The sequence below is a fragment of the Mesorhizobium sp. P160927 genome, assembly GCF_057766385.1.
Genome location: NZ_JBYMDW010000001.1, coordinates 1151757 through 1166324 on the forward strand (window position 1 = coordinate 1151757; position 14568 = coordinate 1166324).

Sequence of the window (14568 nt, forward strand, 5' to 3'; positions counted from 1 at the left end):
TGAAATCGCTGGAAAAGCCAATGCGGGTCGCTCGGTTCCTCGCCCATGAAAAGGGGGCAGGGACACAGGTACCTCAGCCGCGCGCTAGCCCCTTTTCCCGGTCAGCGTCATGTCGAAATCGACGACGTTGGAATACAGCGGCGTGCCGACATCCATGCCGTAACGCGAGCGCAGCACCTTGCCGGTGACATGGAATTTGATCGTCCCGCCCTTCAACCCGTCGAGCTCGGCGGTGAATTTTTCCGGAAACGTCTTGCCGCGCGCCGTCAGCCTGCCGGAGACAAGGGCCGACGTGTCGCCGGTGCGGGTCACACTGGTCGAGCGGAACTGGATTTCGGGACTGTTGGCCGCGTCGAACACCGCGTCGGAGCGCAGGAACGCATCGATGCGGCCTTGGCCGGTGCCGACGCTTTCGGGATAGATGGTGAGGTCGACCTTCGAACGGCTGACATCATTGTTGTCGATGCGGATCATGCCTTTGAAACGGGCAAAGGCGCCGTCGAACCCGCCTCCCCCGGCCTTGCCGATGGTGAAGCGGATCGCGGACCCAGTTTGGCTGATTGTATAGCTGCCGGCGGCGTCGCCGAGCACGACCGCCGCGTAAACAGGCATGGCCAGGCAGGCGGCGGCAGCCGCCAATCCAAGGATTCGCGCACGCATTGGGGTGTTCCTTGTTAGGAGGCAGCGCTCTCTGGCGTCCTCACCCCACAAACGAGACCAAGGCGCGTTCTATTCCCCGGTTGACGAAGGCGTGATCATACGCGTGAGCACCCCGTCGCGAAGCAGGAAATGGTGGCGCAGGGCCGCCGCGACATGCAGGGCGACAAGCGCCGCGCCGGCATAGGCGAGATACCAGTGTGCCGACGTCCAAAAGCTTTCGGCGGCATCGGATTCGGCGAGCGGCAGGTTAGGCATCACGAACAGGTTGAACGGCATGCTGGGAATCTCCAGCGTCGAGACCGACACCAGCGCCCAGCCTGACAGGGGCAGGGCGATCTGGAAGGCATAGAGCGCCAGATGCGCCAGCGGCGCCGAGCGGCGCTCCAGGGCGCCGACAGAAGGCGGCAAGGGCGGTGCCGCATTGCCGAGCCGCCAGGCGATACGCAGGATGATGAGCCCAAGCAGCAGAAAGCCCAGGGATTTATGCAGCTGGATCAATTCGAAGGCCGTGCGTTGGCTCGGGGTCCTGACCATAACGAAGCCGAGCATGAACTGGCCGATGAAAACAATCCCGATCAGCCAGTGGAGGACGATGGTTGCCCATCCATAGCGGGTCGCGGTGTTGGTGATTGAAGCCTGCATGCGAGGCGAACGTTGGCGCGGTCAGCTTTCTTCCCCTTGCCGACGAGGAGGAGAGTTGCCTACCCGCTCACCTTGAAGAAATCGACGAAAGCCCTCAGCGCCGGCCGCATTTGGCGGCGGCTTGGGTAATAGACGAAGAATCCGTCGAAGGGTGGGCACCAGTCCTCCAGCACGCGGATCAGCCGTCCGTCGGCAAGCGGCGCGCGGACATAGTCCTCGAAAACGAAGGCGAGCCCGGCGCCGTCGACCGCGGCCTGAGCGATCAGATGGTCCTCGTCGAGGATCAGCGGCCCTTGCACCGCGATCTCGACCTCCTCGCCGTCCTTTTCGAATTCCCAGCGGTAGAGAATGCCGCTGGAGAAGCGGAAGCGGATGCAGCGATGCTCGGCGAGGTCGCGCGGATGGCGCGGCCGGGGTATGGCCTCGAAATAGGATGGGGCGCCCACCACCGCGCCGCGAATGTCCGGCCCGATGCGCACCGCGATCATGTCGCGCTGCAGGCTCTCGCCGAGCCTGACACCAGCATCGAAACCGCCTGCCACCACGTCGGTGAAGCGATCCTCGATGATGATCTCCAGCACGATGTCGGGATAGGCTGACGCAAAGGCGCTGAGCCGCGGCGTCAGCACCAGATGCGCTGACGTGCGCGGCACGCTGAGCCGCAAGTTCCCGGCGGGCCGGTCGCGGGCTTCGACGGCCGTCTCCAGCGCCAGGTCGATCTCGGAAAGCGCCGGGCGCAATCGCTCCAGCAATTGCGCGCCTTCCTCGGTCGGAGCGACACTGCGCGTGCTGCGCGCCAAAAGGCGCACGCCAAGCCGTGCCTCCAGGCTGGAGACCGCGTGGCTCACCGCGGAGGGAGCTATCGCCAGTTCCCTGGCCGCGCCGCGAAAACTGCCGCATTGGGCAACGGTCGCCAGCACCGCAAGCTGTGAGAGATGTGCTCGGTTCATTGATCTATTTCATGGAACGACCCGTACGAAGAAGAGCCGATTATCGAACGTGCGGCAAGGCGTTATTTCCTGGGCATCACAACAAGGAGATGCGTGATGAAAACCCGCAAGCTAGGAACTGAACTTGAAGTCTTCCCGGTCGGCCTCGGTTGCATGGGCATGAGCTTTGCCTATGGCGGCCAGCCGGAAGCCGAGGCGATCGCTACCTTGCACCGCGCCGTCGAGATCGGTGTCAACTTCTTCGACACGGCCGAGGTCTACGGCCCCTTCGAAAACGAGATCTTGCTGGGCAAGGCGCTGAGATCGGTTCGCGATAAGGTGACGATCGCGACCAAATTCGGCTTCAAGATACTGGAGGAGGGCACCGGCATGGATCGCATGGCCGGTGTGGACAGCCGTCCCGAGCACGTCAAGGCCGTCGCCGAGGCGTCGTTGAAGCGGCTCGGAACCGATGTCATCGACCTCTACTACCAGCACCGCGTCGACCCGGAGGTGCCGATCGAGGATACGGTCGGCGCCATGGCCGAGCTGGTGCGCGAGGGCAAGGTGCGGGCGCTTGGCCTGTCGGAGGCGAGTGCCGGCACCATCCGCCGGGCACACGCCGTGCACCCGATCGCCGCGGTGCAGAGCGAATATTCGCTGTGGAGCCGCGACCCGGAAGACGAGATATTCGCCGTCTGCCGCGAGTTGGGCATTGGCTTCGTGCCCTACAGCCCGCTCGGCCGCGGCCTGCTCACCGGCACCATCGCAAAGCCGGAGACCCTGAGCGACGACGATTGGCGCCGCACCTTGCCGCGCTTCCAGGCCGACGCCATGGAAGCCAATGCCAAGGTGATCGCCACGCTGGAAAGGATGGCAGTGGAGAAGGGCGTCACCTCGGCGCAGCTGGCGCTGGCCTGGGTGCTGCACCAAGGCGACTTCATCGTGCCGATCCCGGGTGCGCGAAAAATCCGCCATTTGGAGCAGAATACGGCGGCGGCTGACATAGTGATGAGCGCGGCAGAGGTCGCGACGATCGGCGATGCGCTGTCCCCCGATAAGGTAATGGGCAAGCGCTATACCGAAGAATTGCTGGCGCTGGTGAATGGGTGAGCACACAAGCTGAAAAGCGGCGCTTCGGCGCCGCTTTTGTCGCATGGCATAGACAGTTGGACGCGCTGGCCCGCCGACATCTCAAATTTGCTACCACGGCACCACCGTAATCTCCGGCCAATAGGCCCGCGCTCGCGCGCCCTTCTCCTCATGCGTTTTCCGGTTGTCCATCAGCCGGCTGGGCGTAATTCGAAACGAGAAGAGATCGTCGAGCCCGAACGGCGCCACGAGGTCCAGCTGCCCGTCCGCATCATATCGAACCCCGACCGCATGGGTCTTCGAGGCAAAATAGCTGACGGATTCACTGGCACTCGCATAGCGCGGGCAGGGCCGGCCGAACTTTTGCGGATACCACAGGTGCACTCGCGCCTGGTTGCGCACCTCGACCGGCAGCGGCAATCCTTCGAAATGCCTGGCCGCCCGTTGGATCACCGCGTCTTCGGCCTCGTAGGACAGGTCGGAGTCGTCGAAATAAAACAGGTCGACATCCTTGATGCCGTAGCCCGATGGCTTGCCGGTCAGGTGGTTCCAGACGCTGTTGTAAAGCACGCCGGAAACCACCAGCCAATCCGGCAGCGCAAGCATGACGACCCTCGCCAGCGTTTCGGCCAGCAGCGGGTCGGCAGCGACGATGCCGAGAAAAGCCGTACGCTGTTTCTCGAAGGAGAGCCCAGAATAGCGCAGATGGTCCATCGCCCTTTGGAGAGCGATTCGCCATTCCCTCGCAAGTCTCAGCCGCGCAACACGCCGCCAGTCTGCTTGCCGACATTCTCGACGATGCGCTTGGCCAGCGCCTCGAAATCCTCGTCGGTCAGCGTCTTCTCGGTCGGCTGGATCGACACTTCGATGGCGATCGACTTCTTGCCTTCGCCCAGCGACGCGCCTTCGAACACGTCGAAGACCGAGACAGCAGTGATCAGCTTCTTGTCGGCGGCGAGCGCGGCACGTACCAGCGTGCCGGCCTCGACCGCTTTGTCGACGACGAAGGCGAAGTCGCGCTTCACCGCCTGGAAGGCAGATAGGTCCAGTCTGGGCTTGGTCTTGGTAGGCTTGGCCTTCGGCTCCGGCACGGCATCGACGAACACCTCGAAGCCGCAGAGCGGCCCCGAGACATCGAGCCCTTCCAGCGTCTTCGGATGGAACTCGCCGAATGTGCCAAGTACGGTCTTCGGACCGAGCTTGATCGTTCCGGAACGGCCGGGATGGTACCAGGCCGGGCCGCCCGCCTCGATCTGCAGCCGGTCGACCGGCGCACCGCAGGCTTCGAGCGCGGCGATCGCGTCGGCCTTGGCGTCGAATACGCCGACCGGGCCCGAATTGCCGGCCCAGTTGCGGCCGGAGCCGTCGAGCTTTGCCGTGCCGCGACGCACGCCGGCGGCGACGCGCCGCTGCTGGTCGGCGCCGTCGCCCTCATAGGTGCCCGAGACCTCGAACAGCGCCACGTCGCCAATGCCCTTGTCGGCGTTGCGCTGCGCGGCCGAAATCAGCCCCGGCAGCAGCGAGGGCCGCATGTCGGACATGTCGGCGGCAATCGGGTTGGCAAGCTTCAGCGCCGTCTGGCCGCCGCCGAAGAGTTCGGCGTGTTTGGCCGGGATGAACGACCAGGTAACGGCCTCCATCATGCCGCGCACGGCAAGCGAACGCTTGGCGGCACGCGTGCGGATCTGCAGCGTCGTCAGGATCTTGCCGTTGACCACGTCATGCGCGCCGAGCGGCTGCGGGGCGATGTTGTCGACGCCATGGATGCGCATGATCTCCTCGACCAGATCGGCCTTGCCGTCGACATCGGGGCGCCAGGAGGGCACCGTGACGTCGACGACGTCGCCCGATCCCTGCGCGTGGAAGCCGAGACGCGACAGGATGTCGAGGCTCTCCGCCTTCGGCACCTCGATACCGGTCAGCCGCTTCACTTCCGACAATGGAAAGGAAACGATTTTGGGTTGATGTCCGGCATAGCCGGCCACCTCGGTTTCGGTAGGCGTGCCGCCGCAGAAATCGATCACCAGCTTGGTCGCCAGTTCGATGCCCGGCACCATGAATTCAGGGTCGACACCGCGCTCGAAGCGATAGCGCGCGTCGGTGATGATGCCGAGCGTGCGGCCGGTGCGGGCCGTGGTGATCGGGTCCCAAAGAGCGGATTCGATCAGCACGTTCGTCGTGTTCTCGTCACAGCCGGAGTGTTCGCCACCCATGATGCCGGCAATGGACTCGACGCCATTGTCGTCCGCGATCACGCACATCTCCGGCGTCAGCGTGTATTCGCGCCCGTCGAGCGCATGCACCTTTTCGCCGTTCCTGGCGCGGCGCACCACGAGGTTGCCGGCGACCTTGGCGGCATCGAAGACATGCAGCGGCCGTCCGCGGTCGAAGGTGACGTAATTGGTGATGTCGACCAGCGCGCTGATCGGCCTCAGCCCAATGGCGATCAGCCGCTGCTGAAGCCATTTCGGCGACGGGCCATTCCTGACATCCTTGACCAGCCTGAGTGCGAAGCCGGGGCAAAGCTCCGGCGCTTCGATGGTCGCTTTCACCGGGCACATGCCGTTGCCGACATGCGGCATGATCGCCCCGCCGACAAGGCGGCCAAGCCCGCTCGCCGCCAGATCCCGCGCGATGCCGTAGACGCTGGTGGCATCGGGCCGGTTCGGCGTCAGATTGATCTCGATGACCGGATCGTCGAGATGCGCATAGGACGCAAAGCTGGTGCCGACCGGCGCATCCTCGGGCAGGTCGATGATACCATTATGCTCGTCGGACAGTTCCAGCTCGCGCTCGGAACACATCATGCCATGGCTTTCGACGCCTCGGATCTTGCCGACCGTCAGCGTCACGTCGATGCCGGGCACATAGGTGCCGGGCGCGGCAAAGGCGCCGATCAGGCCGGCCCGGGCGTTCGGCGCGCCACACACCACTTGCACAGGCGGCTTGCCGTCGCCGGTATCGACGGTCAGCACCCGCAGCCGGTCGGCATCGGGGTGCTGCACCGCCGTCAGCACCTTGGCGATAACGAAGGGTTTCAGCCCCGCCTTATCGTCGACATGCTCGACCTCGAGGCCGATCGAGGTCAGCCGCTCGACGATCTCGTCAAGCGTGGCGTCGGTTTCAAGGTGATCCTTGAGCCAGGAGAGGGTGAATTTCATTGGGCTGTTCCGTAATAGCTGGCAGCAGGAGTCTTCAGGACGGTCACGCGCTCAGGCCTCCGAACAGCGTCGGCATGTCGAGCGGGCGGAAGCCGTAATGCGATAGCCAGCGGACGTCGGCGTCGAAGAAGGCGCGCAGGTCGGGCATGCCGTATTTCAGCATGGCGATGCGGTCGATGCCCATGCCCCAGGCAAAGCCCTGATACTCGTCGGGATCGAGCCCGCCGGCGCGCAGCACGTTGGGGTGCACCATGCCGCAGCCGAGGATCTCCAACCAGTCGGAGCCTTCGCCGAAGCGCACTTCGCCGGGCCGCGAGCGGTCGCACTGGATATCGACCTCGAGGCTTGGCTCGGTGAACGGGAAGAAGGACGGGCGAAAGCGCATCTTGAGCTGCTGCACTTCGAAGAAGGCCTTGCAGAACTCTTCCAGCACCCACTTCATGTTGGCGACGTTGGCCGATTTGTCGATCACCAGCCCCTCGACCTGATGGAACATCGGCGAGTGGGTGGCGTCGGAATCCTGGCGATAGGTCTTGCCCGGAATGACGATGCGGATCGGCGGCTTCTGCTTCTCCATGGTGCGGATCTGCACCGGCGAGGTGTGAGTGCGCAAAAGCTTGCGCTCGCCCTTCTCGTCCGGCTGGAAGAAGAACGTGTCGTGCATCTCGCGCGCCGGATGGCCTTCCGGGAAATTCAGCGCGGTGAAATTATAGTAGTCGGTCTCGATATCGGGACCTTCGGCGATGGCGAAGCCGAGATCGCCGAAGATCGCGGCGATCTCGTCGATGACCTGGCTGATCGGATGGATGCGGCCGCGCTCGGCCGGTGACTGCCGCACCGGCAGCGTCACGTCGACCTTCTCGGCCGCCAGACGGGCGGCGATCGCCACATCCTTCAGTTCAGCCTTGCGGGCCGTCAGCGCCTCGGTGACACGGTTCTTGAGGCCGTTGATGGCCGGGCCCTTCACCTGCCGGTCCTCGGCGCTCATCGCGCCAAGCGTTTTCAGCATCTCGGACACGGTGCCCTTCTTGCCGAAGGCAGCGATGCGCACGGCCTCGATGGCCGGCTCGTCGACGGCCGATGCGATGTCGGCCAGAAGCGAATCTTCCAGGGCTTCAAGATTTCCAGCGGTGGCGTTCACGGCGAAGCTCTCTCCATCGGCGATCGACACCATATTGGTTCGTCTGTCGCCATTTTGGTTACATCAGGCATAAGAAAAACCCGCGCCAGCCGTGCCAGCGCGGGTTCCCCATAATCAGAATTGCGAATGTTTGGGAAGCGCTGGTCTTAGGCGACAGCGCTTTCAAAAGCATTCGGCGTGGTGTTCTTCAGATATTCGAGCGCGACCTTGGCCTTGGCCACCAGGGCGGCGAAAGCCTGCGGCTCGTGGATGGCCATGTCGGACAGGATCTTGCGATCGATCTCGATGCCGGCCTTGTTCAAGCCGTCGATGAAGCGGCCATAGGTCAGGCCATGCTCGTGCGTCGCCGCGTTGATGCGCTGGATCCACAGCGCGCGGAACGAGCGCTTGCGGTTCTTGCGGTCGCGGTAAGCGTACTGCAGCGACTTTTCCACCGCCTGCTTGGCGATGCGGATGGTGTTCTTGCGGCGGCCGTAGAAGCCTTTCGCGGCTTTCAGGACCTTCTTGTGCTTGGCGTGCGAGGTGACGCCTCTTTTTACGCGTGCCATGTCATGATCTCCTTAAAAACTTAAAGGCCGTTCGGAAGAAAATTCTTGATGACCTTCTTGCCATCCGGTTCAGCCAGAACCATCGTGCCGCGGGCATTTCGAATGAACTTGTTGGAACGCTTGATCATGCCGTGACGCTTGCCGGCCGCAGCCGACAGGACTTTACCCGTACCTGTGATCTTGAACCGCTTCTTGGCGGCCGATTTGGTCTTCATCTTGGGCATTTTGCTACTCCGTATTGTTGGCGCACGATCGCGCTTCTTGTTCGCTCCGGGCCGACCAAAGCCCGAAAAGCAAATGAAACCGCCACGGCATGCCCTGCCGGGCGGTTTTCTTGGAACGGCGGTGCTATAGATCAAAGATGGCGCGGGCGCAACACCTCGGCACCCTGGACGCACTGTCCCCGGTCACGGCAGCCTAAACCAGACCGGCAGCATGCCCGACAATTGCGCGCCGTCGATCAGTTCGAAGGCCGGCAGCGCGATCAGGAACACCAGCCCGTCGAGCAGTGTGGTCAAAAGCAGGCGCGGCTTGAAGCTGCCGGTGTCGCCTTCCTCGTAGAGCGAAAGCTTGGGGAAGAAGCGCGGCACGCGTGCCAGATAGGCGGCATAGGTTACACCGAGCGCTTCCTTGAGGAATTTCTCCTCGCGCAGGATGACGATATGGAAGGCGCCGGCGCACAGAACCGCGAAAAGGATGATGCCGGAGAACGAGCCGATCTGCGCGCCGACACCGGCGGCGGCGACGGTCGAGAACACGTAGAGCGGGTTGCGGGTGATCGAATAGGGGCCGCCGGTCACCACCTCGGAGGATTTGCGCCCGCCTATATAGAGCGTCGCCCAGAGGCGCCCGACGATGCCGAGGAAAATCAAGAGCACGCCGAACATCTCGATCGTTTCGTGCACCGGCGTGTCCGGCGGGAAGGTCGACTGGCCGAACAGCAGCGCCAGAAACAGCACCAGGACGAGCACGGCAAGCACCAGCCGGCGCATCTGCTGGTAGTTGCCCAGCCCGTGTTTGACGTCCTTGACGTCCAAAACCTTTTCGTTGGCCATGCGGGATCCGATCGTCGAAGAGCTTTGCCGGCGATCGCGGCTTTGATCTAAGAAATAGAGCGTCCCGCCGATCGCCGGGACGCCCTGTAGCACAATTCGGGCGGATTTAGAGCGCGATGTCCGGGCCTGACGTCATCGTGATCCACGTGGGCTCCGCAAACTTTAGCGCGGGGCCAGCACCATCATCATCTGGCGGCCTTCGAGCTTCGGCTCGGCTTCCACCTTGGCAATGGTCGCCACCTCCTCGCGCACCTTGTTCAGAAGCTGCATGCCGAGTTCCATATGCGCCATCTCGCGGCCGCGGAAGCGCAGCGTCAACTTGACCTTGTCGCCTTCCTCGAAGAAGCGGCGCACCGCCTTCATCTTGGTCTCGTAGTCATGGCTGTCGATGTTCGGGCGCATCTTGATCTCCTTGATCTCGATGACCTTCTGGTTCTTGCGCGCCTCGGCCGCCTTCTTCTGGTTGGCGTATTTCAACTTGCCGAGATCGAGGATTTTTACGACGGGGGGGACCGCGTTGGGCGATATTTCGACGAGATCGAGCCCGGCCTCTTCGGCGAGCAGCAATGCGTCGTTGATGGAAATATCGCCGCGATTCTGGCCGTCGGCGTCGATAAGCTGGACCCGGGGAACCCGGATGTCACGATTGGAGCGCGGCCCATCCTTGGTCGGCGCCGCTGCTTTGAAAGGTCTGCGAATGGTCGTGGTCTCCTTGGCCGTTTCGTTCGGGATTTGTCGTCTTGATACGTGGACGCGCCAATGTGGTGAGCGCGCGGGCGGAGTCAATAGCACAGCATTGACAGAAAATCACCCTGATCGCCGGCCTGCACCAAACAAAGAAACAGCGCGAGTACTTTTCGCCACGCCTCCGGCTGTGCCACAAGGGCCGCGTGCCAAAAGACGGGCCTGAGGAAAAGCCATGATCGCCACGCCTCCATCCTCTCTGGCTCCAGTTTTTCTGGATGTCGACGGATCTGATATCGCGGTGCGCCATTCAGACGGCTCGACGCCCGGCATCGTCTGGCTCGGCGGCTACAAGTCGGACATGCTGGGCACGAAGGCCGAGACGCTGTCGGACTGGGCGGCAACTGAAGGCCGGGCCTTCCTGCGGCACGATTATTCGGGCCATGGCGAATCCGGTGGCGCCTTCGCCGACGGTACGATCTCGAAATGGCTTGCGCAAAGCCTTGCCGTCTTCCGGCATTTCGCCAAAGGCGATCAGATCCTGGTCGGCTCGTCGATGGGCGCCTGGATCGCGCTGCGCATGGTACAGGAATTGCGCAAGGCGGGCGACGCAGCCGTCGTCGGCCTGGTGCTGCTGGCCCCGGCGCCGGATTTTACAAGCGACCTGATCGAGCCGGTGCTGACCAAGGCGCAGAAGCGCGATCTCGCCGAAAAGGGCTTCTTCGCGGAACCCTCGGATTATTCCGCCGAGCCTTACGTCTACACCCGCGCCCTGATCGAGGATGGGCGCAATAACCGGGTAATGGCCGGGCCGATCGACACGCATTGCCCGGTTCACATCTTGCAGGGGCTGGCCGACGCGGACGTGCCGTCGAGCCACGCCTTGAGGCTGGTCAGCCTGCTGCCTGCCGACGATGTAACGCTGTCGCTGATCCCCGATGGTGACCATCGCCTGTCGCGGCCCCAGGATCTCGACATGCTGGTGCGGGCGGTCGGCGACCTGGCCAAGCGAGGCCATTGACGATGCGCCTGTCCATCCCGATCTCCGCTTTCGTCGCGGCCATCGTCGGTTTCGGCGGCACGCTGGCCATCGTGATTGCCGCCGCCAAGGCGGTCGGGGCGACGCAGGTCGAGACTGCGAGCGGGGTGACGGCGATCTGCCTGGCCATGACCGCCGAGTGCCTGTGGCTGTCCTGGCGCACGAAAATGCCTGTCATCACCGCCTGGTCGACGCCGGGCCTTGCACTGGTCGCCGCCTCGAGCGGCTTTTCGATGGGCGAGGCCGTCGGCGCCTATATCGTCACGGGCGTGCTGCTGGTCGCGACCGGCCTGTTTGGGCCGCTCACCCGGCTGATATCGAGAATACCGGCTTCGGTCGCCTCCGGCATGCTGGCCGGCATCGTCGTCACCTTCGCCGTCAATGCCATGAAGGCTATTCCGGCGGACCCTTGGCTCATCTTGCCGCTGATCGCGGCATTCTTCGTCATTCGGCTGTTCAATCCGGCGCTGTCGGTGCTGGCGGTGCTGGTTGGCGGTGGCCTTGCCGCCTTCCTCACGGGCCGTGTCGGCGGCCTGCCCGCGCCCGAACTATCGACACTGACGGTTATCGCTCCCCATTTCACCGCCAAGGCGATCATCGGCCTGGCGCTGCCGCTCTACCTCGTCACCATGGCTTCGCAGAACCTGTCGGGGCTCGCGGTACTGCGGGCGGCCGGCTACCACCCCGAACCTGGCCCGCTGATCGGCGTCACCGGCCTGTTTTCGCTCCTGTCGGCGCCATTCGGTGCCGGAACCACCAATCTGGCGGCGATCTCGGCGGCCATCTGCACCGGGCCTGACGTCCATCCCGATCCCGCCGAGCGCTGGAAGACCGGGCCGTTCTACGCGCTTGCCTACCTCGTCTTCGCCATCTTCGGCGCTTCGCTGGTGGCGATCTTCGCCGTCCTGCCGCAGAGCCTGATCGTGCTGGTGGCGGGACTTGCGCTGATGGGATCGCTCGCCAACGCGCTGGCGATCGCGCTCAGGGACGAGGGCGAGCGCATGGCCGCAACCGTCACCTTCGTCGTTACCGCCTCCGGGCTGACGCTGTTCGGTGTCGGCGCCGCATTTTGGGGCCTGATCGCCGGGTTGGTCGTGCTTTTCCTCGATATGCTCAAAAAGCGATAATCATTTCAGGCCGTTGTTCGGTTTTGGCGGGCATTGTCTTGAATCGCCGTTTTCGCCTTCCCATTTCGATTCCACGCAGCCGGTTCTGGCTGTCTCCAACCGAAGGAATGGGAGAAAATGAACACATCTGCATTGATCCGCCCGGCCTGGACGCCGGCGACCATCGCGTTGATGGTGATCGGTTTCATGGTGTTCTGGCCGCTCGGCTTCGCCATGCTCGCCTACATCATCTGGGGCGACCGGCTCGAGGGCTTCAAGCGTGACGTCAACCGCGCGACCGACGGCATCTTCGCCGGTTGTCGCCGTGGCTCCGACAAGGCCGCGCGCTGGGGCAACGGCTCCGCCCGCACCGGCAACGTCGCTTTCGACGACTGGCGCGAAAAGGAGCTTGAGCGCCTGGACGAAGAGCGCCGCAAGCTCGACGAGATGCTGACGCAGTTCGACGAGTATGCCCGCGAATTGCGCCGCGCCAAGGATCAGGACGAGTTCGACCGGTTCATGGCCAACCGCAACAAGTCGACCGCGCCGGCCAAGACCGATCCGAGCACCAAGACCGATCCGAGCACCGAAGCGACCCCCACCAAGCGTGGCAAAGGCTCGAACCTGCTCGACGACTGAAGCCCGGCGACAGGGCCAAGGTATGATGACGGCGTCGCGCGAGCGGCGCCGTTTCTTTTTTGTTCTATTCGTTCGCCTCGAATCGCGTATCGTCCCGCCATGACCATCGGGTTCTTCCGCAATCTGACAAAGCCCAAACCCACGCCTGTCGTGGAGCGAGAATATTGCGTCGCCGGCCGCACGCTGCCGCTCAAGATCGTCGAGAGCGCCAGGGCAAAGCGTCTGACGCTGCGCATCGAGTCCGGCGGACAGGGCCTGCGCATCACCGTGCCGCCGGGCCTGCGCCGCGGCGAAGTGGACAGGTTCCTCGACCGCCACCAGGACTGGCTGGAACAGCGGCTGGCCAAGGTGCCGACGCGGCCGCAGGTGCGTCCGGGCATAAGGATTCCGGTACGAGGCGTGGCCCACCGTATCGTGCATGAGCCGTCAAAGCGAGGCACTGTCACCATATCGCGCGACGACCGCGGCCCGCTGCTGATCGTGCATGGCGACCGCATCCATCTGCCGCGCCGCATCGCCGATTTTTTGAAGCGCGAGGCCAAGAAAGAGATCGAGAAGCTGGTCGTCAAGCATACGGAGGCGCTTGGCAAGCGCGCCAAGGCGATCCGCTACAAGGACACCTCCAGCCGCTGGGGCTCCTGCACTTCGGAAGGCAATCTGTCCTTTTCCTGGCGCATCATGATGGCGCCGCAGCCTGTCATAAATTACCTCGTCGCGCATGAGGTGGCGCATCTCAAGGAGATGAACCACGGGCCGAAATTCTGGAAACTGTGCGAAAAGCTCTGCCCCGACACCGACCGCTGCAAGGACTGGCTGAAGCGCAATGGCGGCGCCCTGCAGGCGATTGTGTTCGAGTAGGGCGCCTCAGTCATCATTCGCCGCATTGAGCTCATCCGGCCGCAACCCTTCGTCAGCATGCTGCGGCCAGGGTAGAAAGTTCCGATCGAAAGCTTCGCCGCCGAAATAATCCAGCGCCCGATGCGCCTCGGCGCCGTTGAAGGCGGCCCTGTCCATGAGGTGCGCTATGACCTCACGCGCCTGCGCGATCTTTTGCTTCAGTTCGGCAACGGTCTGGTCGTCCATGGCTGTGCTCCCGCCTTGCATGCTGTCCATCCATAGGTAGCGCCTTTGGCCTTGCCGGCAAACAGCATGCTTTTTCTCGACTCTTGGCGCTTTTCGTGCCAATTCCGCGCCATGGCGCTCGACATCAAGATCTGCGGCTTGAAGACCGACCAGGCAATGGCCGCGGCCCTGGCCGGCGGCGCCAGCCATGTCGGGTTCATCTTCTTTCCAAAAAGCCCGCGTTATGTTGAGCCGGCCGAAGCCGGCCGTCTGCGCGAAGCGGCTCGTGGCAAGGCCTTGGCGGTTGCCGTCACCGTCGATGCCAGAGACGCCTTCCTCGACGAAATCGTCGAAAAGCTGCAGCCCGACATGCTGCAACTGCACGGCTCCGAAACCCCCGAGCGAGTGGCTGAACTGAAAGCCCGCCATGGGCTGCCGGTGATGAAGGCGTTGCCGCTCAGCGAGGCCGCCGATCTCGAACGGACAAAGCCGTTTGTCGGCATCGCCGACCGGTTCCTGTTCGACGCCAAGCCGCCAAAGGGCTCGGAGCTGCCGGGCGGCAATGGCGTCGCCTTCGACTGGCGCATTCTCGCCGGCCTTGACGCCGGGATCGATTACATGCTTTCCGGTGGGCTCAACGCCGCCAACATCGGCGATGCCCTTCGGCTTGCCAATCCGCCCGCGATAGACATTTCCTCGGGCGTGGAAAGCGCCCCGGGCGTCAAGGATCCGGCGCTGATCGAACAGTTTTTCCGAGCCGTCCGGGCAGCACGCGATGATCGCGCCGCCTGAGCGTACTCCCAATCAAGA

General features: G+C 63.6%; 17 protein-coding genes. 6 read left to right on the forward strand and 11 right to left on the reverse strand.

The annotated features are described in order from the left end of the window. Positions 1 to 84 precede the first annotated feature (84 nt). The 3 genes from AC3CB8_RS05875 to AC3CB8_RS05885 all read right to left on the reverse strand — a co-directional run bounded on the left by AC3CB8_RS05875 (position 85) and on the right by AC3CB8_RS05885 (position 2252). Positions 85 to 660: a YceI family protein gene (locus tag AC3CB8_RS05875; RefSeq protein ID WP_023772319.1), complete on the reverse strand. Its 576-nt coding sequence runs from the start codon at positions 658 to 660 to the stop codon at positions 85 to 87. 69 nt (positions 661 to 729) lie between these two features. Beyond that, the gene (locus tag AC3CB8_RS05880) at positions 730 to 1302 is read right to left on the reverse strand and encodes a cytochrome b (RefSeq protein WP_352564388.1); all 573 of its coding nucleotides are present in this window, start codon (positions 1300 to 1302) and stop codon (positions 730 to 732) included. A gap of 59 nt (positions 1303 to 1361) precedes the next feature. Further along, complete coding sequence (locus tag AC3CB8_RS05885) at positions 1362 to 2252, reverse strand: LysR family transcriptional regulator (RefSeq protein WP_352564386.1); 891 nt, start codon at positions 2250 to 2252, stop codon at positions 1362 to 1364. A 96-nt stretch (positions 2253 to 2348) separates the two neighbouring features. Here AC3CB8_RS05885 and AC3CB8_RS05890 point away from each other — a divergent pair, with 96 nt between their 5' ends. Then, entirely contained in the window at positions 2349 to 3344 is a 996-nt protein-coding gene (locus AC3CB8_RS05890; protein WP_023781775.1) for an aldo/keto reductase, read from the forward strand. 90 nt (positions 3345 to 3434) lie between these two features. On the opposite strand, the gene AC3CB8_RS05895 is transcribed toward AC3CB8_RS05890, so the two are convergent. The 7 genes from AC3CB8_RS05895 to infC all read right to left on the reverse strand — a co-directional run bounded on the left by AC3CB8_RS05895 (position 3435) and on the right by infC (position 9927). Further along, the gene (locus AC3CB8_RS05895; protein ID WP_352564383.1) at positions 3435 to 4037 is read right to left on the reverse strand and encodes a nucleotidyltransferase family protein; all 603 of its coding nucleotides are present in this window, start codon (positions 4035 to 4037) and stop codon (positions 3435 to 3437) included. A 38-nt stretch (positions 4038 to 4075) separates the two neighbouring features. Next, a complete protein-coding gene (pheT, locus tag AC3CB8_RS05900; RefSeq protein ID WP_352564381.1) occupies positions 4076 to 6484 on the reverse strand; it encodes a phenylalanine--tRNA ligase subunit beta in 2409 nt (802 codons plus the stop codon). Positions 6485 to 6527: 43 nt separating this feature from the next. Continuing rightward, positions 6528 to 7658: a phenylalanine--tRNA ligase subunit alpha gene (gene pheS / locus AC3CB8_RS05905; RefSeq protein WP_051407637.1), complete on the reverse strand. Its 1131-nt coding sequence runs from the start codon at positions 7656 to 7658 to the stop codon at positions 6528 to 6530. Between the two features lie 113 nt (positions 7659 to 7771). Then, complete coding sequence (rplT, locus tag AC3CB8_RS05910) at positions 7772 to 8173, reverse strand: 50S ribosomal protein L20 (protein ID WP_006201247.1); 402 nt, start codon at positions 8171 to 8173, stop codon at positions 7772 to 7774. 20 nt (positions 8174 to 8193) lie between these two features. Further along, complete coding sequence (rpmI, locus tag AC3CB8_RS05915; RefSeq protein WP_006201248.1) at positions 8194 to 8397, reverse strand: 50S ribosomal protein L35; 204 nt, start codon at positions 8395 to 8397, stop codon at positions 8194 to 8196. Positions 8398 to 8580: 183 nt separating this feature from the next. Continuing rightward, the gene (locus AC3CB8_RS05920; protein ID WP_023772324.1) at positions 8581 to 9228 is read right to left on the reverse strand and encodes a methyltransferase family protein; all 648 of its coding nucleotides are present in this window, start codon (positions 9226 to 9228) and stop codon (positions 8581 to 8583) included. Between the two features lie 162 nt (positions 9229 to 9390). Beyond that, positions 9391 to 9927, reverse strand: coding sequence for a translation initiation factor IF-3 (gene infC, locus AC3CB8_RS05925; RefSeq protein ID WP_023772325.1), 537 nt, complete (start codon positions 9925 to 9927; stop codon positions 9391 to 9393). 220 nt (positions 9928 to 10147) lie between these two features. On the opposite strand from infC, the gene AC3CB8_RS05930 reads away from it, so the two are divergent. The 4 genes from AC3CB8_RS05930 to AC3CB8_RS05945 all read left to right on the forward strand — a co-directional run bounded on the left by AC3CB8_RS05930 (position 10148) and on the right by AC3CB8_RS05945 (position 13554). Beyond that, positions 10148 to 10933, forward strand: coding sequence for an alpha/beta hydrolase (locus tag AC3CB8_RS05930; RefSeq protein ID WP_352564379.1), 786 nt, complete (start codon positions 10148 to 10150; stop codon positions 10931 to 10933). Positions 10934 to 10935: 2 nt separating this feature from the next. Beyond that, positions 10936 to 12078, forward strand: a complete 1143-nt coding sequence (locus tag AC3CB8_RS05935) for a benzoate/H(+) symporter BenE family transporter (protein ID WP_352564377.1) — start codon at positions 10936 to 10938, stop codon at positions 12076 to 12078. Between the two features lie 117 nt (positions 12079 to 12195). Continuing rightward, positions 12196 to 12696 (forward strand): DUF2852 domain-containing protein, encoded by a 501-nt coding sequence (locus AC3CB8_RS05940; protein ID WP_352564375.1) that lies wholly within the window; start codon positions 12196 to 12198, stop codon positions 12694 to 12696. Between the two features lie 99 nt (positions 12697 to 12795). After that, a complete protein-coding gene (locus tag AC3CB8_RS05945) occupies positions 12796 to 13554 on the forward strand; it encodes a M48 family metallopeptidase (RefSeq protein WP_023781769.1) in 759 nt (252 codons plus the stop codon). Between the two features lie 6 nt (positions 13555 to 13560). Here AC3CB8_RS05945 and AC3CB8_RS05950 read toward each other — a convergent pair whose 3' ends face one another. After that, positions 13561 to 13779, reverse strand: coding sequence for a hypothetical protein (locus tag AC3CB8_RS05950; protein ID WP_023772330.1), 219 nt, complete (start codon positions 13777 to 13779; stop codon positions 13561 to 13563). A 111-nt stretch (positions 13780 to 13890) separates the two neighbouring features. Here AC3CB8_RS05950 and AC3CB8_RS05955 point away from each other — a divergent pair, with 111 nt between their 5' ends. Further along, positions 13891 to 14550, forward strand: a complete 660-nt coding sequence (locus AC3CB8_RS05955) for a phosphoribosylanthranilate isomerase (RefSeq protein ID WP_023781768.1) — start codon at positions 13891 to 13893, stop codon at positions 14548 to 14550. The last annotated feature ends 18 nt before the right edge of the window (positions 14551 to 14568 follow it).